The following is an 18,541-nucleotide window of genomic DNA, read 5'->3' as shown; positions in this document are numbered from 1 at the left end:
ATTGTCGCCCCGCGGCCGACCGTGCCCGCTCACCTCGGCGACCGACCGGCCTCGTCCCGCACGACCGCGGCCCGAACCCTCAGTCGTCCAGCACCTGGGGAACCACCAGCTCCGCCGCCGGCGCCACACCGCCCTCGACACCCACCCGCGCGTCGCGCACGGACAGCACCACGCGGCGCACCCGCTCCGCCTCGGCGTCCGGGTCGAGGAACGCGGCCGCCGACCACACCTGCGCCACGACCCAGCCGAGCCGTTCGAGCCGCTCAGCGAGCTGCCGGTCGCGCACCCGGATGGAAGGCTCGGCCACGTAGGCGGCGTCGTCGGTGAGCACCGCGACCAGGAGCTCCCCCGGGAGGTCCGGATGCCCCACGGCGAGCGGGATCCGGTCGCCGCCGGGCAGCCCGTAGTCGGTCTCGACCACGAGGCCGGAGCGCCACAGCCGCTCCCCCAGGTCCACGACCAGGCGGTCGACGGACCGCGCCACGTCCACGCCGTTGCCGATCTCGACCTGGTCGGCGAGCCCCGAGCGTTCCTCGGCGAAGGACAGCACCTTGGCCAGCATCTGCGGGCCGGGTCCGCGCAGCCGCTCGGGGTCGAGGTCGGAGGCCGGGAAGCAGGACACCACGTGCAGCCGCTTGCGCGCGGCACCCAGCGAACCGAGCAGCATCGCGTCGCCGCCACCCTCGCCCAGCACACCGAACCGGTGCAGGACGCGGCCGTGCGGCGTCCGCCCGAACCCGAGGGTCAGCACGATCGTGTCCCGCGCCAGCCCGGCAACGCCCGTGACGTCGGCGACCACGACCGGCTCGGGCCGTGACCCGGCGAAGAAGGGCGCCAGGGCGGGGTTGGCCCGCACCTCGGCGAGCAGCCGCTCACGAATCCGGTCGGCGTGCGCGGCGGTGACGGTGACGATGCCGAAGGTCTCCTCCGGCCGCGTCATCGCGTGCTCGATGGCGAGGTCGACCACCCGTTCCACCTCGGCCGTCGTCGACTCGACGGTTCCGGAGACCGGGTCGGGCATCCCCGCGCCGTCCACGAGCGAGAAGTGCACCAGCGCCTCGGTACGCGGCATCGGCGCGGGCCGCATGATGCCCTCGTAGCCGTGCGCGGCCAGCAGCGCGGTGAGCTGCGGGTCCCGGCGGGCGGGCTCCGGCTGCAGCGTGACGCGCGGCAGCAGCCGCGCCAGGTCACGCACCGCGGTGCCCGACGCCGACCGGGGGTCGCCGACCACGACGATCTGCCGGCCACGAGCCAGCGCGGGTACGACGACCTCGACCGGCACGTGCTGCACGGCGTCGAGGATCACGAGGTCGGCGCTGCGCTCGGCGGGCAGCAGGTGCGGCACCATCGTCGGGGTCGAGACCCAGGTGGGCCGCAGCCGCCGCACGGTGGATCCGTGCGCGGACACGAGGTCGCGCATCGAGCTCAGCCCACCGTCGACGAGCGTGGAGTAGAGCGCCTCGGCGTCCTCCCGCTCGTCCCGCATGGCTCCGCCGAGGTGCGCCCGCACCGCGGCCCGCACCGGCGCCGACAGCGAGGCGACGTGCCGCCGGTCGAGCTCGCGGAACCGTCCGGCGAGGGCGTCGAGCCCCGCACCGTCCTGACCCGCCAGGTCCGGCTCCGTGGCCAGGATCTGCTCGAACACCGAGGACCACCACGACAGCTCGAGCTCCGGCCCGACGAGGTCGGCCTCCACGCGGCGCTCGGTGAGATCGTCGACCAGCTCGCCCAGCCCCGCCTTGCGCAGCCGGCGCAGCACGGCCGTCCGCTCGGGCAGCGGGATCAGCGCGTCCTGGGTCTCCGCGAGGGACGCGAGCCGCTGGACGAGGGCGAAGAGATCGAGGTCGAGGAGCCCGCCGCCCGCGTGCGACGAGCGCAGCACCGGCTCGAGCGCCTCGAGGTCGATACGGACCGCCTCGTAGGTCTCCTCCACGGCGGCCAGGCCCTCCGGCAGGGTGGGCCACCCGCCGCGCGGGCACTGCGCCTGCCACACCTCACGCTGACGCTGCACCTCGACGAGGGCCGTGTGCATGTCCGGCACGCGCACGCCGGGGCGCACCATCTCGCGGGCCCGCCGCTTCAGCCGGCGACGCGCGATCCAGCCCATCTCCACGCCCTGCTCGGCACGGGTGCGGCGCGAGGCCGTCGCCTGCACCATGTCGGCGGCGGTGCGCTCGAAGACCATCGGCTGGAACACGTCGAGCGTACCCCGCATGCCGCCGAGCATCGCGAGCTGCTCGCCCCACTGGTGCGCCGTCGACGCCTTGACCAGGCCGGTCACCCGCGCGACGTACTCGATCTGCTCACGCAGCTTCGGCAGGGTCTGCTCGACCAGGCGGTTGACCCTGGTGAGGGCCGACCGGGCGTCGTCGTCGGTCAGGATGTGCGCGCCGAACCAGGGGCTCGACGACGACTTCAGCGCGAACGCCCCCAGCTCGGCCGCTCGTTCGAGGTCCGCGGCGAGCTCCGCACGCCGTTCCTCGCCCAGCGAGAGCACCGACTCGGGGTCGAGGCGCACCCGGGTCGCCGGGGCGGGCCGCTCGGACGTGAGCCGGGCGAGCGCCTGCAGGGCGTCGTACGCCGAGACCCGCCACGGGTCCCGTACCCGGTGCAGCGCCCCGATGTAGCCGGCGAGCTGTGCCCGCGAGCCGATCAGTGCGTCGCGCACCCGCGCGACCTCGTCGGCGTCGATGCGCTCCTGCGCCGGCGCCATCGCCTCCAGCAGGCGCCGCGACGTCGAGGTCCGCCAGGTCGGGACCGGCGCGATGTCGAGCAGCAGCCCACCCAGGCCGAGCGACTCCAGCCGGGCGGCGAGCGCGTCGGCGGCCCGGCGGTGCCCCGGCACGTACAGCACGGACCGGCCGCTCGCGTTGGCCTCCGCGACGACGGCGGCGAGCGTGCCCGCGACGTCGGACCCGACAGGGCCGTCGACGAACAGGTGGCTGCCCGTGGCGAGCGCGTCCACGACGTGCCGCTGGTGCGGGTCGAGGTCACCGACACCGCGCTCGTGCGCCGGGTCGGCGTCACCCACCCGGGGCTCGGGGAGCTCCACCTTGCTCAGGCGCCGCACGGAGTCGTCCACGCCGCCGAGCGCCGAGACCACCTCGTGCCGTCCGAGGGCCGGGCGGAGCTCGTCGAGGTCGTCGACCAGCACCTGGCCCGGGTGTACGAACGTGCCCACCAGCACCCGCCGGTCCAGCTGGAACTCGCCCAGCACCGCCGACCCCAGGCTCGCCACACGGTCGAGCACGTCGGTGGGGTTGAAGCCCGCGAGCGTGAACGTCGCCTTGGCCAGCGCCGCCGGGTCGATCAGCGCGCCGTGAGCGCGCAGCGTGCGCGCCACCACCGGGTTGATCTCGGCGGTGGGATCGAGCGTGATGTCGTAGTCACCCTCGCCGTCGCTGCGCGGCGTGAGCATCACGGGCCGCAGCAGCACGGGAGCCCGGACCACGCGCGGCTCGTCGTCCGCGCTCTCCGAAGGCGGAGTGGCGCGGCCCGCAGGCATCGCCAGCGTCACGATGGGGACGGAGCCGGTGAGCGCCGGCGCGTCGGCAGGGCTGTCGTCCGAGCCCTGCTCAGGCGCGGGGGCAGCGCTCGCCGGGCCCAGCACCCGGGTGATGGCCTCCATGTCGTTCGGGTCGCCGCCGGGGGTCGGCCGCTCGGTCCACGTGGCGACACCGATCGCCAGATAGGTGGGCGACACCCCGTAACGCTGCGCGTGCTCGGCGGAGCGCGCGGCGACGGCCCGTGCCCGACGGCGGGCGGTCGGCAGCGCCCCGGCCTCGCGCACCAGGTTGGACAGCCGGGTGGGCCGGCCCGCGAAGAGCTGGGCGACCCCCGAGGGGTGAGCCGCGGACAGGTCGATGACGGCCTCGCCCAGCAGTCCGACGTCCGCGAGGGAGGATCCCCCGGCGAGCTGGACCAGCCCGGCGCGCCAGCGCGCGACCGACTCGGCCATCGGGTCCCGGACACCGTCCGGGGTGGACTCCGCGGCCTCCGGTGCGGCCAGCTCGGTGGCCGGGTCCACGGTCTCGTCCTTCAGCGCGGCCGAGAGCTCCTCGGACAGATCGGCCGAGCTCTCCGGGGCGGCTGCGGTCTGGCGGCGTGCAGCGTTCACACCAGCACGCTAACCGCGTGGCGTCCGCAAGGGCCGGACGCCACGCCGCGCGACACGCCGGGCGCCCGGAACGTCCGGGCGTGTCATACCCGTGGGCGGCCCGGGCGTCGGGTGACCCCGACCGTCCGTGACAGCGGCGTCGCCGCACGCCCCCGGGACATGCAAGAGCCCCTCCGGCAGGGGGTCCGAAGGGGCTTCGCAGACGGGCCTGAGCCCGACGGGGTATGACGGTGCGCACCGCGCAGGGGGCGGGCGATGCGCACCGTCTTGTGAGAGTCTGCACCTGTTCCCGGCGGACGTCAACACCGAGTCGGACGATCGTCCAAGTCCGGTCCGTGCGCGGGCGAAAACGTTATTGAAGACCGCTGTTTCACCTTCGACGCAACGCACCCTTCCGCGGCATTCCGCCGTTTCCGCAGATGTGCGCAGCCCACCGGCAGCGGGCCGCGCGTACCCCTCCCGGGCGCCCCGGGGCGACGTCTGACGTCATGGAGATCACCCGCTCGCCGTCCCGCAGCCCCGGTACGAAAAAGCCTCGACACGGTCCATAGACTCGAAGATTTGTGACCACACTCGTCGAGGCAGTCTTCCCGCGCAGGCTCGGTCGGTCGTTCCGCTGGCTCGTCACGTCGTCCTGGACCAGCAACATCGGCGACGGCATAGCTCTCGCCGCGGGCCCCCTGCTGGTCGCGTCCCAGACCGACAGCGCGTTCCTCGTCGCACTCGCCGCACTGCTCCAGCGGCTGCCGTGGCTCCTGCTCGGCCTCTGGGCCGGCGCGCTGGCCGACCGCCTGGACCGCCGCCGCATGGTGATGGTCGCCAACGGGCTGCGCGTCGCGGTGATCGCCGCGCTGTGCACGTTCATCGTCACGGACGTCGTGAACGTCGTCCTCGTCCTCGCGGTCATGTTCGCCCTGGGCGTGGCCGAGGTGTTCGCCGACGCCGCGAGCCAGACGCTCCTGCCGATGGTGACCCCCAAGGCAGACCTCGCGATCGGCCAGGCACGGCTCATGGCGGGCTTCGTGACGGCGAACCAGCTCGCCGGGCCCCCGCTCGGGGCGTTCCTGTTCGCGGCCGGCACGGCCTGGCCGTTCGCCGTCCAGGCGGTCACCGCGACCCTGGCGATCCTGCTGGTCTCGCGGATCGCGGTGACCCGCGTCCCCGTGCGCGAGACGCGCACACACATCCGCCAGGACATCGCCGAGGGCCTGCGCTGGGTGTGGCGCACCCCTGCCGTGCGGACGCTGATGCTCACGACCCTCACGTTCAACGTGACCTATGCGGCACCGATGGGCGTGCTCGTGCTCTACGCGACGGAGCACCTGGGCATGACCACCCCGCAGTTCGGCCTGCTGACCACCGCGACCGCCGTGGGCGGCCTCCTCAGCACCGTCGTCTTCGACAGGCTCCAGAAGCGTGTCGCGTTCGCCACGCTGATGCGCGTCGTCCTGACGTGCGAGGTGCTCTGGCACCTGGCCCTCGCGCTCAACACGACGGCGTGGGGCGCGTTCGTCGCGATGTTCTGCTTCGGCGTCTACGCGTTCGTCTGGGGTGCCATCTCCAACGCCGTCCGCCAGCGTGCCACCCCGCTCGAGCTGCAGGGACGGGTGGGTTCGCTCAACATGGTGAGCGTCTTCGGCGGGATCGTGCTGGGCAACGCGCTCGGCGGCTTCATCGCCGAGCACTGGGGGCTGACCGCGCCCTTCTGGTTCGGGTTCGTCGGTGCGGGGATCACGCTGGCCCTGATCTGGAGGGCCCTGGGAACCATCGCCCACGCCGGAGAGCCGGAGTAGTCCGGGACGGCCCGGTCACGCCTCAGCGGGGCTTGACGACCGGGATCGAGCCGGTCTCCGTGAACTCCCTCATCCGCTTGCCCACCGTCGACCGGCTGACGCCGACCTCCTCCGCGATCTCCCGGTACGTGCGGCCCTTGGTCCGCAGGTCGATCATCCGCTCGGCGTCCTGCGTGCCGAGCTGTGTGTTCCGGCGCGGCTTGCGCCGCGGAGGCAGTGCCTCCCGGACGTTCTCGGTGGCGCGGACCGCCGCCTCGGCCGGCTCCGCGACGGGCGCGGCGGTCTGCTCCGGCGGCTCGCCGTCGGGCAGCGGCGCGCGCTCGCTCACCTCCTGCCGTGGGGTCCCCAGAGCGGCACTGACCCGTGCGGGACGGCGCCCCGCGTCGCCGTCGAGCACGCCCTCCCCGAACCGGTCCTCGCCGAACCCGTCCTCGCCGATCCCCTCCTGGTCGAACGCCTCGCCGTCGAACACGCCTCCGGCCCGGTCCCGCGGAGCCGGCCGGTCGGCGGCGAACTCGGCGGCCACCGCGTCGGCGGCCCTGCTCTCGTACTCGGGAGCACCGACCCGAGCGCCGGCCAGGACGCCGCTGCGGGTGTCGTAGGCCCGCCCGTCCATGAGCTCGTCGTCGACGAGGATGCCGGTCAGCCGCTGCCGGTCGGCGAGGTGCAGGCGGGCGACGTCCGCCGTGCCGTCACCGACGGCGGCGAGCGCCTCGCACCAGGCGGCGACCTGGGCCCGCATCTCCCGGGGCGGGACGGTGCGCAGCGCCACGGAACGCGCCCGGCGGCGGGCGGCCTCGGCCCGTGCGAGCCGGCGCCGCGCCGCCCGTGAGCCGTCGCTCAGGCTCTGTGCCCGGAACAGGTCCTCGGTGGAGAGGAAGAGGGCGTGCATGCGCGCGGACTGACGCATCGCCGACCAGGACGTACCGGTGGCGAGGTGGCGGTCGCCGATCAGCGCGAGGTGCCACATCAGGGCGGCGAGCAGCGGCACGACGAACCGGAACACGACGGCGCCGAGCGGGTGGTCGATGTAGGCCTCGTGCCAGGCGGCGAACACGCCGGAGGCCGACGAGAGGGCCCAGGTCAGAGCGAGCAGGGTGCCGCCCGGCCGGTTGTCCCGTGCGGCCTCGCGGGCCAGGAGGGCGACGGTGACGAGCGAGAGCTCGAAGACGCCGGCGGTCGCGTAGGCGGTGCCCTGGTTCATGGCGAGGACGTCGATGCCGAACTGGACCATCGCCAGGTACGCGGACCCGGTGGAGATGAGGGCGACGGATATCGCACCGGTGAGGACCAGTCTGCGAGAACGGCGCGTCGGGACGGTCGATACGGGGAACGTCCGGTCGGCGGATGCCACGGGGTCTCTCCTTGTTCGCGGGCTGTCGGGTGACTGCGTCTGCAACAGTGGGGTAGCCAAGGGCTCGGGCGACCACGAAGATATCGGACAAGTGTGACAACCCGGTATCGTCCGCCGCTCTGCTGCACCCCGCGGCCGGCCGGTGCACCATGGACACGCACGGCGACCTGCGAGAGCGTCGCAGGCACACGGAAGGGACACCATGACGGAGCTGTACAGCGGGCAGACGGAGGAGCCGGGTCCACGCCGCGCACCTGTCCCGCGCACCTGGGTCTGGGTCGGTGGCATCGTCGCCGCCGCTCTGCTCGGGACCGCCCTCTGGGCCGGTGTGCGCCCGGGCGACGAGCCCGGTGCGGCGGCGGTCGTCGTCACCGCGCCGAGCCCGTCGCCGTCGGCCACCCCGTCCCCGCCGGAGCCGAAGCCGACACCGGCGAGCTATTCCCTGCCCGACCTGCCCCGGCCGGACATCGACGCGATCCTGCCCCGCGGCCTGCCGCGGGCCGACGTCGACGACCTCGAGGGCCTGCCCGGCTCCGTCGCCGAGCCCACGCGGCCACACGTACCGGTCTGGACGCGCCCCGACGTGACCGTCGCGCCGGTGCTCGCCCTCGAGTCGGAGTACTACGACGCCGACGCCCGGTGGCTGGTGCTGGAGCGCCGGTCCGGGTGGGTCAAGGTGCTCATCCCGTACGGGCGCGGCGCGCTGCCGTCGGACGACCCCGAGAAGGTCAACGGTTCCGCGGGCTGGCTCCGTGCCGGCGACGTGGAGCTGAAGCGGGAGAAGCGGTCGGTGGTGGTCGACCTGTCGGACCGCACGGTGACGGTCCGGCACGCCGACGGCACCAGCGACCAGCTCGCCGCCGGCGTCGGCGCGTCCGCCACACCGACACCGCAGGGGTTGAGCCAGGTCTTCACCGTGACGGAGGCGGTGAACACCGGCCTGTCCGTGTTCCTGTCGTTGCAGAGCGAGACCCTGGACGGGTTCTACGGCACCGACTACGCGGCCACCGCGCTCCACGTGGGCGTCGGCCAGGGCCAGGCGGTGAGCAACGGCTGCATCCGGCTCACGAGCGCGGACTTCGAGCGGCTCGCCGACCTGGACCCTGGCGTTCCCGTGCTGGTCAAGGCCTGACGGCCGGCCCGGCCGGGCACTCCTCCTGGGCCGCCATGCGGAAGCACCCCACGAAGTGCCCGGGCGCGTGCTCGACGAGCCCGAGCCCGTCGGGCACGCCGTCCGCCGACTCGGCCTCGTCGCCCAGCGACCGGCCCTGCGCCGCGATGTCCTCGTGGTACAGGCACCGGGCGGCCAGGCGGCGGGTGCGCTCGGCCTCCTGGGCCTCGACCTCCTCCCACGTCCGGTCCAGGTGCGGTACCGAGGCGAGCAGGTCACGGGTGTAAGGGTGCAGCGGGTCGTCGAAGACGGCGTTCGTCTCGCCGCTCTCCACCACGCGCCCCTTGTAGAGGATGACCACGCGGTCGGACACGTAGTTGCCGAGCGAGAGGTCGTGCGTCACGAACAGGATGCCCAGGCCACGCCCCTTGAGCTCGCCCAGCAGGTTGAGCACGTCGATGCGGGTGGAGGCGTCGAGCATGGAGATGATCTCGTCGGCGACCAGCAGCTCGATGTCGAGCAGCAGGGCGCGCGCGATGAGCAGGCGCTGGAGCTGCCCGCCCGAGAGCTGGTGCGGGAACTTGCCGAGGATGTCGCCGGGCTCCAGCGTGACGGCGGCCAGCGCGTCCTCCAGCTTCTCCCGCCAGCTCGCGGAGGAGACCTTGGGGAAGTAGGAGTGCCGCAGGGTCTCGAACGTCCGGTCCACCTTGTAGATGGGGTTGAACGAGCTGAACGGGTCCTGGAACACCCCCTGGACCTTGCGGTAGTACTCGCGCCGCCCCCGGAAGCCGAGCTTGGTGACGTCGCGCCCGTCGAACGTGATGGTGCCGCCCGTCGAGCTGAGCAGGTGGAGCACCATCTTCCCGATGGTCGACTTGCCGCTGCCGGACTCGCCGATGAGCGACACGACCTCGCCCCGCCGCACGTCGAGGCTGACCCGCCGCACGGCGTGCAGGTCGGAGGTGCCGAAGGTGCCCGTCCGGTAGACCTTGTCGAGCTGGTTGAGGCTCAGCATCAGCTCACCGCCCAGCACGCGACGTGGTGCCCCTCGGCCACTTCCCGGAACGGCGGCGCCTCGGCGCACTTGTCGTGCGCCAGGGGGCAACGGTCGCGGAACCGGCAGCCGGCCGGCGGCTCCAGGAGCGACGGCGGCCGCCCCTCGATCCCCTCGAGCTGCTGCTCCTCGTACCGGTCACCGACCTTGGGCAGCGCCCCGATGAGCATCTTGGTGTAGGGGTGCAGCGGCTGGTTGATGATGGTCTTGGCCGGTGCCTTCTCGGCGAGGTGGCCCGCGTACATGACCAGGATGGTGTCGGCCACCTGGAACAGCACGGAGATGTCGTGCGTGATGACGATCATCGACGACGCGATCCCGTGGTCGCGGAACTCGACGAGCGCCCGGGCCACCGCCTTCTGCGACGAGACGTCGAGCGCTGACGTCACCTCGTCGCCGATCAGCAGCGAGGGGTTCAGCAGGGTGGACAGCACGAGCACCACGCGCTGCTTCATGCCCCCGGACAGCTCGATCGGGTAGCGCTTCAGCACGTCGGTCTCGAGCCCGACGAGCCCGAGGCGCCGCTCGAGCTCCGGCAGCACCTCGGCGTACCGGACGCCGTGCGCCGCGAGCAGGTCGCGGATCATCCGGCCGATCTTGCGGGTGGGATTCATCGCGGACATCGCGTACTGCGGGATGAGCGACACCTCGCGGTAGCGGTAGCGGCGCATGGCGGCGTCGTCGGCCAGCGGCAGCTCGTCGCCGTCCAGGACCACCGTGCCGCCCACGTGCCGCATGCGGGTGTCGAGGCGGATCAGGGCCTTGCCGAGCGTGGTCTTGCCGCACCCGGACTCGCCGGCGATACCCATGATCTCGCCGTCCGCCACCTCGAAGGTGACGCCGTCGAGGGCCTTGACGTCACCGCGCAGGGTGCGGTACCAGACCTTGAGGTCGTTCACGGCCAGGGCCATGTCACATCTCCCGCAGCTTGGGGTTGAAGACCTCGTCGAGGCCGACGTTCATGATGTAGAGGGAGCCCACGATGAGCGTGATCCCCAGACCTGGCGGGACGAACCACCACCACAGCCCCAGATGGAGCGCGCTCCACTGCACGGCCTGGTTCATCATCAGGCCGAGCGACATGGCGTTGGTGGGTCCGAGCCCGATGAAGTCGAGCGACGCCGCCGTGAGGATGGAACCGCCGAACAGCAGCACGAACGTCATGAAGAGGTACGAGTACATGTTGGGCGCCACCTCGCGCCGCAGGATGGTACCCACTCCCACACCCGACAGCCTGGCCAGGTCGATGAAGTCGCGCGAGCGCAGCGACAGGGTCTGCGCGCGGACGGCCCTGGCCACCCAGGGCCAGCTGAACACCCCGATGTACAGCGCCTGCATCGGGACGCTGCGGACGCCCAGGTAGGCGTTGATGATGATGAGCACCACGAAGCCCGGGATCACGAGCACGACGTTGGTGAGCATGTTCAGCAGCTCGTCCACCAGGCCACCGCGGTAGCCCGCGACGAACCCGATGGTCATGCCGATCACGGCGGCGACACCGCCGCCGAGCAGGCCGACGAGGAACGTGGACCGCAGGCCCGCGACGAACTGCGCGAAGATGTCCTGCCCGAACGTGGTGGTCCCGAACGGGAAGTCCGCCGACGGCGGCGCCATGGGTGGCCCCGCGTAGTCCATCGGCGCGTACCGCAGGAACGCGGGACCGATCAGGCCGAGCAGCAGGAACCCGAGCACCACGACCGCGCCGATCAGCACCTTGGGGTTGCGCAGCGCGAAGTACAGCGTCTCGCGTGTGTCTCCCCCGGGCCTGCGGGCCGACGGCGCCGGGCCGGCCGCCCCGGGCGACTCGGCCCCCTCGGTCCCCGGTGCCGCCGCAGGTTGTGTCGCCGTCATGCCCTTCTCCTTCCGCCCGGGTCCGCGGCTCCGCTCCGGCTCATGCGGTCGCCCCCGTCAGTCCGGTCCGCGTGCGGGGGTCCACCAGCACGTAGACGATGTCGATCACGAAGTTGGCCACGAGCACGCCGATCACGACGAACAGCAGGGTGCCCTGGAGCAGGAAGAAGTCCTGGTTCTGGATGGCCGAGAGCACGAGCTTGCCGAGCCCCGGGTACGCGAACACGATCTCGGTCACGAGGGCGCCGCCCAGGATGGTGCCTAGCTGCAGCGCCAGGCCCGTGATCTGCGGCAGCATCGCGTTACGGAACGCGTACCGCCGGATGAGCCGCTTCGGCGCACCGAGTGCGGCGAGGTAGTTCGAGTAGTCCGACTCGAGCTCGTAGATGATCAGGTTCCGCATGCCGATCGCCCAGCCGCCGAGCGCGACGAGGAAGAGCGAGAGGAACGGCAGCACCCAGTGCTGCAGCAGGTCGAGCGCGAACGACCACGACCACTGCGGCACCAGCCCGAAGTCGTAGCCGCCTGCCACGGGGAACCAGCCGAGCGCCACGCCGAGGCCCCAGGCGAGCAGGATCGCCAGCCACATGTAGGGCATCGCCGTGACCAGGTAGCCCACGGGCAGGGCCACGTTGTCGAGCCACCGGCTGCGCGCCGCCATCGCGCCCACGCTGTTCCCCACCACGAAGCTGAGCAGGATGGCGGGGACCATGATGCCCAGCGTGTACGGGACGGCGGCGAGCACCACCTCGCTCACCGGCGCGGGGAACAGCCACACGCTGGTGCCGAGGTCGCCGCGGAACAGCGCTGCCCAGTAGTTCAGGTACTGCTGCCAGACCGGCAGGTCGAGCCCGAACGTGCGCTCGTAGTAGTCGGTCATCGACGCGATCGTCTCAGGGTGCTGCACGGCGGCGCGCGCCACCATCCGCTGGACCGGATCCCCCGGCATGAGCCGGGGGATCAGCCAGTTCAGCGTCACCGCGACGACGAAGGTCAGGCCGTAGACCAACGTCTTGCGAGCGAGATAGCCACCCATACGTCAGGAGGCCGGCTCGAGGGCGAGCAGCGTGTTCAGGCCGCCCAGCTGCACGTAGTTGTTCCACATCACCGGGAAGTACGCGTCCTCGCGCCCCTCCTTGGGCCAGTTGGTCCACTGCGACTCGTTGTACTGGGCCCACGCGCCGTTGTACCAGAGCGGGATGGCCGGCAGCTCGGTCATGAACTTCTCCTGGACCTGCGACAGGGTCTCGGTGAACTCCGGCGACCCGCTCTCGGTGCGCGAGAGGTCCTCCACCAGGTTCCAGGCTTCCTTGTTCTCGTACCGGCCGAAGTTGCCCGCCAGCATCTGCTCCTGGATGGGCTGGTAGAACGCGTAGTTGTAGTACGTCCAGGGGGTGTTGCTGATGCCCGCGTTGCCGTTGATCAGCAGGTCGAAGTCGCCGGTGGCCCGCGCGTCGTCGACGGCGCCCGCGTCGGGGAAGTCGGCGGTGACCTTGATACCGGCCGCCGAGGCGTCCTCGGCGATCACCCGCGCGGCCTCCATCCAGTCGGTCCAGCCCGCCGGGACGATCAGCTTGAGGTCGATCTTCTCGCCGTCGGGCGTCTCGACGAACCCGTCGCCGTCGGTGTCCTCGTAGCCGGCGTCGGCCAGGATCGACGTGGCCTCCTCGGCGTCGAAGGTGAAGCCGTGCTCCGCGGCGACGTCCTCGTCGTAGTACTCCTCGAACGCGGGCACCAGACCCGAGGGGTGTGCCTTCGACACCAGGCCGCCGTACGCGTTGCTGACGATCTTGTCGACGTCGATCGAGTGCGCCAGCGCCTGCCGGAAGTCGACGTCGTCCATCGGTGCCCGCGTCTGGTTCGGGATCAGGTTCGCCGACGCCGCCGCCAGCATGTACGGCTCGCCGTCGTAGTAGGTGCTGACCTGGCCGGAGTCGGCCAGCGTGTTGACGCCGGGCAGGAAGTTGTTGCTCAGGTCGAGGCTGCCCGACAGCATCAGGCCGAGCGCCACCTCGTTGGACGTGTTCACGACGTCGACGATGTACTTCATCGGCATCTCCAGGCCGAGCTCGCTCTTGGCCCACCAGTCGTCGTTGCGCTCCCAGACCATCCGGTCCTGCCCGACGGCGGAGAACTTGAACGCTCCGGAACCGATCGGGTCCTCGTTCGGGTTGGAGAGCAGCTCCTCGTCGGACCACTCGCTCATGATGTGCTCCGGCAGCACCATGTTGCTGTAGAGCCAGTTGTCCCACTCCTGGTAGCGGGGGTCCGAGAAGGTGAACTCGACGGTCGTGTCACCGGTGGCCTCGACCTTGTCCAGCCAGGTCCACAAGTTGCTCCACGGAACGGCGTCGACCTTGCCGAGCTCGGCCGTGAAGACCACGTCGTCCGCGTCGAGCGTCTCGCCGTCCTGCCAGGTGAGGCCCTCGCGCAGCGTGAGCTCGTACGTCTTGTCGCCGGTCCACTCCCCGCCCTCGGCGAGCCACGGCGTCAGCTCGAGCGTGATCGGGTCGAACTGGAACAGCGGCTCGTAGAGCAGGCCGCGCGCGCCCGTGGCGTGCCCAGCACCCGAGATCGGGTTCCACGACGACGGCGGGCCCCACTGGGTTCCGCTCGTGAACAGCGTCTCCTCGCGGGGGTACTCACCGACGAGCTCGGTCGCCGCGTCCATGCCCTCGGCGGACGCGTACGGGTTGGCGGCCGGCGTGGGTGCGCTCCCACCGCCGCCGGAGCAGCCGGCGAGCAACACGCCCGCTACCGCGGCTGTCGCCAGGGCGGCTGCGCCCCGGGACCTGGTCTGTCGAAGGAACATCGTCGATCCTTTCGTCCACCCCCGCACGGCCGTCGTGCGGACCCGGTGCCACGTCGCGCCAGGTTGCTGAGCATCGTTCTGCCCTTTGCCGGACGCGTCAAGGTTTGGCAGGGAAGTTGCCAAAATGTGACGTCCGCCTGGCCGAGCGCTTCGCGCGCGAGGCCAGGCGGACGTTAGGCTGTGTGCGCTGGTCCCGGGTGCAACCGGGATCGGACGCTCCGCTCCTCACCAGGAGAGGCGTGAGCGCCTGTAGCTCAGTGGATAGAGCACCGCTCTCCTAAAGCGGGTGTCGGCAGTTCGAGTCTGCCCAGGCGCACCTACGGTGCGGTGAGCACCGTGGCCCGGCGGCCGGTGCCCCCCGACCGCTCGCCCCCGCGGACCACCATGGCGACAGCCATGACGACGGCTCCCACCAGGGTCACCGCGGCGCCGGCCCAGAGGGGCGACGTGTAGCCGAGACCCGCGGCCAGGGTCAGTCCACCCACCCAGGCACCCAGCGCGTTCCCGACGTTGAACGCCGCGATGTTCGCGCCGGACGCGAGCGTCGGCGCAGCCGCCGCGTGCCGCATGACCCGCATCTGCAGCCCCGGCACCGTCGCGAACCCGACCACGCCCATCAGGACCAGGCTGACCAGCGTCGCCACCGGGCTGGCGGCGGTCAGAGCGAAGACCGCCAGCACCACGGTGAGCAGCACCAGCAGGGTGAGCAGCGTGGCCCCGAGGTTCCGGTCGGCGGCCTTGCCGCCCGCCAGGTTGCCCACGAAGAGCCCCGCGCCGAACAGCATCAGCAACCACGGCACCGTCGAGCTCGCGAACCCGCTCACCTCGGTGAGGGTGAACGCGATGTAGGTGAACGCACCGAACATGCCGCCGTAGCCCAGCACGGTGACCGCGACAGACAGCCAGACCTGCGGCGCCCGGAACGCCGCGAGCTCGCCCCGCAGGCCCGGTCCGGTCTGCCCGCTGGGCCCTGCGACGGCGTCGGGCAGCCCTACCCGCGCGGGGACCAGGAGCGCGATGCCGACGAACGCGAGCACGCCGATCCCGGTGATCGCCCAGAACGTCGAGCGCCAGCCCGCGGCCTGGCCGAGGAGCGTCCCGAACGGCACGCCCAGCACGTTGGCGACGGTCAGCCCGGCGAACATGATCGAGATGGCGGCCGCACGACGCTCCTGGGCCACCAGGTCGGCGGCGACCACCGCGCCGATACCGAAGAAGGCACCGTGGCACAGGGCCGCGACGACCCGGCCGACCATCATCAGCTCGTAGGTCGGGGCGATCGCCGACACCAGGTTGCCCGCGATGAACAGGATCATCAGTCCGAGCAGCGCCCGCTTGCGGTCGATCCGCGTGAGCGCGGCGGTGAGGCCCACCGCACCCACGGCTACCGACAGGGCGTAACCGGAGATGAGGTATCCGGCGACGGTCTCCGAGACCGCGAAGTCCGCGGCCACCTCGGGCAGCAGACCCATGATGACGAACTCGGTGAGGCCGATCCCGAAGCCTCCGATGGCGAGTGCCCACAGGGCGACAGGCATGACGTTTCTCCTTGGCAGGACGGGGCACGGCTCGCGGGACGCGGAGAGTGCCTGTGCGGGGGCGACGCGTGCTTACGCGGCCTCTCGGCGTACGCACTTAGTTGCACACGCCTCATGAATAGTTGCACGCGCGCACTAGTTGCACAAGCGGTATGGTTGTTCCAGCGATCACGGAGGAGGGCCCATGGGAATCGCCGACGACGCCGTCGAGATCCGTGCCCAGGGCTGGCGAACGCTCGCCGCACTGCACGGGATGATCGATACCGCGCTCGAACGCGCGCTGCAGGCCGGGCACGGCCTGTCCGTCGTGGAGTACACGGTGCTGGACGCGCTGTCCCGGCAGGACGGGTGGCACATGCGCATGCAGCAGCTCGGCCGCGCGACCGCACTCTCCCCGAGCGCCACGACACGCCTGGTCAACCGCCTGGAGGACCGCGGGCTGCTCACGCGGGTGCTCTGCACGGACGACCGCCGCGGGATCTACACCGAGCTCACTCAGGTCGGGGAGAAGCTGCTGCGCACGGCCCGGCCCACGCACGATCGCACACTGCGGGAGGCCCTGCGGGAGGCGGAGGGTGTGCCGGAGCTCGCCTCACTGGTCGGCGCGCTCGGGAGCGTGGCCGCCGCGGGCGCGTCCGCCTGACCGAGCTCCCTCCCCGACGCGTCAGGCCCGCAGGTCACCGGGTGACCTGCGGGCCTGAGCCGCGAGACGACGCGATCAGAGGATCGCGCGGAGGAACTCCTTGGTCCGCTCGTGGGTCGGCGACGTGAAGATCGTGTCGGGGTCGGCTTCCTCGATGATCTTTCCACCGTCGAACATCAGCACCCGGTTGGAGACCTCGCGGGCGAACTGCATCTCGTGCGTGACGATCAGCATGGTGATGTCCGTGGTCTCCGCGATGTTGCGGAGCACGCCGAGCACGTCGGCCACGAGCTCCGGGTCCAGTGCCGACGTCACCTCGTCGAGCAGCAGGATCTCCGGCTCCATGGCCAGCGCCCGCGCGATCGCGACGCGCTGCTGCTGCCCGCCGGACAGCTGCATGGTACGGGCGTCGCGCTTGTCGGCCAGCCCCACCTTCTCGAGCAGGGCCTCGGCGCTGGCGACCGCCTCGGCCTTGGGCTTCCCGAGCACGTGGATCGGGGCCTCGATGATGTTCTCCAGCACCGTCATGTTGGGGAACAGGTTGAACTGCTGGAACACCATCCCGACGCGACGCCGCACCAGGCTGCGCCGCTTCTCCGGGATGGCCACGCGCTTGCCGCCACGCATCTCGTGCGTGTAGCAGTCGCCGTCGACGTAGATGAGGCCGTCGTTCGCCTCCTCCAGCGTCATGAGCAGGCGCAGGATGGTCGTCTTGCCGGAACCGGACGGACCGATCAGGGTGACCCGGTCGCCCTTGGCGACCGAGAAGTCCAGTCCGTCGAGAACGACGTTGTCGCCGAAGCGCTTGCCGACTCCCTGGAACTGGATGGCAGGGGTGATGTCGTTCTCAGGCAAGGCGGTTCTCCAATCGGCGGACGAGCAGCGAGGTCGGGTAGCTCACCAGCAGGAAGAGCAGGCCGGCCATCGTGATCGCCTCCATGTAGCGGAAGGTATCGGCGCCGTACTGCTGCGCGGCCGTGTACATCTCGACCACCGCGATGGCGAACAGGAACGGCGTCTCCTTGAACATGGAGACCGCGTAGTTCCCCAGGCCCGGCAGCGTGTTACGGATCGCCTGCGGCAGCACGACGGCGCTCCAGGTACGCGAGCGCGGCAGGTCGAGGGCGATGGCCGCCTCCCACTGGCCCTTCGGCACCGCGTCGATGCCCGCGCGGTACACCTCGGACATGTACGTGGCGTAGTGGACGCCGAGCACGACACAACCGATGGCCAGCGACGGGAACTGCGTGAACAGCAGGTTCGCGAAGACGAGCTGCACCAGCAGCGGTGTCGAGCGGATGAACTCGACCAGGAACCCGATCGGGAAGGTGATGACGCGCAGCTTCGACCGGCGGACGATGGCGACGAGCAGCCCGAGGATCGAGGCGATGATCATGCCGACCACGGTCGCGAGGACGGTGATCTGCAGACCTTCGAGCAGCTCGGGGAGTACCGCCGCGGCGTGCTCCCAGCTCCATGCTGTGGTCTCGGTCATGCTCGGTCACCTCCCTTCGGTGCCGTCGAGGCAGGCGTTCCGGCACCGACGTCGGCCGTGGTCTGCACGGGCGCCAGCCGGAGCACCTCACGCAGCGACGGACCTGCACCCAGCCGGTTCTTCGCCCGCACCTCGAGGGCGTTCATGGCCAGCGTGAGCAGGTAGGCGACCACGAAGTAGCAGAGCAGGCCGATCGTGAACGAGAAGATCGTGTCCGACGTCCGCTGGCGCAGCTCGCCGGTGAAGAAGTTGAGGTCGTGCAGCGAGATGTACGCCGCCAGCGCGGACCCCTTGACGAGCTGGATCAGCAGGTTGGTGAACATCGGGATCATCAGCGGCCAGGCCTGGGGCAGGATCACCCGGCGCATGCGGTGCACGGGGTTCAGGTCGAGGGCGATGGCCGCCTCCCACTGCCCCTTGGCGACCGAGTTGATCGAGCCGCGCACGACCTCGGAGGCATAGGCACCGTAGTTGAGCCCGAGCGCGAGAATGCCGCATGCCAGCGGATCCAGCTCGACGTAGAACGGCGGCAGCGGCAGCACGTAGTACAGCCAGAAGATCTGCACCACGAGCGACGTGCCGCGGAAGAACTCGACCACCACCCGGGACGGCACGCGGGCCCACCTCGTGTGGGCCCGCGAGCCGAAGCCCAGGGTGAACGCGACGATCAGTGCGAGCACCGCACCGCCGAGGGTCAGCTCGAGCGTGACAAGTACTCCTTCGCCGAGCAGCGGGAGCAGATCGACGAGTTGTTGAAAGTTGTCCGACACGCG

14 protein-coding genes and 1 tRNA gene are annotated in these 18,541 nt (G+C 71.3%); 4 read left to right on the top strand and 11 right to left on the bottom strand.

The window, feature by feature from the left end; translation table 11 throughout:
* Positions 1-79 precede the first annotated feature (79 nt).
* Positions 80-4,117, bottom strand: a complete 4,038-nt coding sequence (locus tag ACYVK7_RS07030; protein ID WP_460886974.1) for a hypothetical protein — start codon at positions 4,115-4,117, stop codon at positions 80-82.
* 563 nt (positions 4,118-4,680) lie between these two features.
* On the opposite strand from ACYVK7_RS07030, the gene ACYVK7_RS07025 reads away from it, so the two are divergent.
* Entirely contained in the window at positions 4,681-5,910 is a 1,230-nt protein-coding gene (locus ACYVK7_RS07025; RefSeq protein WP_460886973.1) for an MFS transporter, read from the top strand.
* Between the two features lie 22 nt (positions 5,911-5,932).
* Here ACYVK7_RS07025 and ACYVK7_RS07020 read toward each other — a convergent pair whose 3' ends face one another.
* Positions 5,933-7,264 (bottom strand): winged helix-turn-helix domain-containing protein, encoded by a 1,332-nt coding sequence (locus ACYVK7_RS07020; RefSeq protein WP_460886972.1) that lies wholly within the window; start codon positions 7,262-7,264, stop codon positions 5,933-5,935.
* A 202-nt stretch (positions 7,265-7,466) separates the two neighbouring features.
* Here ACYVK7_RS07020 and ACYVK7_RS07015 point away from each other — a divergent pair, with 202 nt between their 5' ends.
* Positions 7,467-8,396: a L,D-transpeptidase gene (locus ACYVK7_RS07015; protein ID WP_460886971.1), complete on the top strand. Its 930-nt coding sequence runs from the start codon at positions 7,467-7,469 to the stop codon at positions 8,394-8,396.
* On the opposite strand, the gene ACYVK7_RS07010 is transcribed toward ACYVK7_RS07015, so the two are convergent.
* From ACYVK7_RS07010 to ACYVK7_RS06990, 5 genes are read right to left on the bottom strand one after another with little or no spacing between them, the layout of a single operon-like run.
* On the bottom strand, positions 8,386-9,390 hold the full coding sequence (locus ACYVK7_RS07010) for an ABC transporter ATP-binding protein (protein ID WP_460886970.1): 1,005 nt from the start codon (positions 9,388-9,390) through the stop codon (positions 8,386-8,388). The genes ACYVK7_RS07015 and ACYVK7_RS07010 overlap by 11 nt on opposite strands.
* The gene (locus ACYVK7_RS07005) at positions 9,390-10,340 is read right to left on the bottom strand and encodes an ABC transporter ATP-binding protein (protein ID WP_460886969.1); all 951 of its coding nucleotides are present in this window, start codon (positions 10,338-10,340) and stop codon (positions 9,390-9,392) included. The genes ACYVK7_RS07010 and ACYVK7_RS07005 overlap by 1 nt, the downstream gene beginning before the upstream one ends.
* A 1-nt stretch (position 10,341) precedes the next feature.
* Positions 10,342-11,280: an ABC transporter permease gene (locus tag ACYVK7_RS07000; protein WP_460886968.1), complete on the bottom strand. Its 939-nt coding sequence runs from the start codon at positions 11,278-11,280 to the stop codon at positions 10,342-10,344.
* A gap of 40 nt (positions 11,281-11,320) precedes the next feature.
* Entirely contained in the window at positions 11,321-12,316 is a 996-nt protein-coding gene (locus ACYVK7_RS06995; RefSeq protein ID WP_460886967.1) for an ABC transporter permease, read from the bottom strand.
* Between the two features lie 3 nt (positions 12,317-12,319).
* A complete protein-coding gene (locus ACYVK7_RS06990; protein WP_460886966.1) occupies positions 12,320-14,092 on the bottom strand; it encodes an ABC transporter substrate-binding protein in 1,773 nt (590 codons plus the stop codon).
* A 243-nt stretch (positions 14,093-14,335) separates the two neighbouring features.
* Here ACYVK7_RS06990 and ACYVK7_RS06985 point away from each other — a divergent pair.
* Positions 14,336-14,408 (top strand) — tRNA-Arg (locus tag ACYVK7_RS06985).
* A gap of 1 nt (position 14,409) precedes the next feature.
* On the opposite strand, the gene ACYVK7_RS06980 is transcribed toward ACYVK7_RS06985, so the two are convergent.
* Positions 14,410-15,630, bottom strand: coding sequence for an MFS transporter (locus ACYVK7_RS06980; protein WP_460886965.1), 1,221 nt, complete (start codon positions 15,628-15,630; stop codon positions 14,410-14,412).
* Positions 15,631-15,814: 184 nt separating this feature from the next.
* Between ACYVK7_RS06980 and ACYVK7_RS06975 the strand changes: the two genes are divergently transcribed.
* On the top strand, positions 15,815-16,273 hold the full coding sequence (locus ACYVK7_RS06975; RefSeq protein ID WP_460886964.1) for a MarR family winged helix-turn-helix transcriptional regulator: 459 nt from the start codon (positions 15,815-15,817) through the stop codon (positions 16,271-16,273).
* A 75-nt stretch (positions 16,274-16,348) separates the two neighbouring features.
* Here ACYVK7_RS06975 and ehuA read toward each other — a convergent pair whose 3' ends face one another.
* The 3 genes from ehuA to ehuC are packed head-to-tail and all read right to left on the bottom strand — an operon-like array spanning position 16,349 to position 18,538.
* Positions 16,349-17,128: an ectoine/hydroxyectoine ABC transporter ATP-binding protein EhuA gene (ehuA, locus tag ACYVK7_RS06970; RefSeq protein WP_460886963.1), complete on the bottom strand. Its 780-nt coding sequence runs from the start codon at positions 17,126-17,128 to the stop codon at positions 16,349-16,351.
* Positions 17,121-17,768, bottom strand: coding sequence for an ectoine/hydroxyectoine ABC transporter permease subunit EhuD (ehuD, locus tag ACYVK7_RS06965; protein ID WP_460886962.1), 648 nt, complete (start codon positions 17,766-17,768; stop codon positions 17,121-17,123). Before ehuD ends, ehuA begins: the two co-directional genes overlap by 8 nt.
* The gene (gene ehuC, locus ACYVK7_RS06960) at positions 17,765-18,538 is read right to left on the bottom strand and encodes an ectoine/hydroxyectoine ABC transporter permease subunit EhuC (RefSeq protein WP_460886961.1); all 774 of its coding nucleotides are present in this window, start codon (positions 18,536-18,538) and stop codon (positions 17,765-17,767) included. Before ehuC ends, ehuD begins: the two co-directional genes overlap by 4 nt.
* Positions 18,539-18,541: the final 3 nt, after the last annotated feature.

The sequence above is a fragment of the Promicromonospora xylanilytica genome (genome assembly GCF_054782895.1).
The sequence above is the reverse complement of the archived record's forward strand: the minus strand, read 5'-3'. Positions and strand labels throughout refer to the sequence as shown.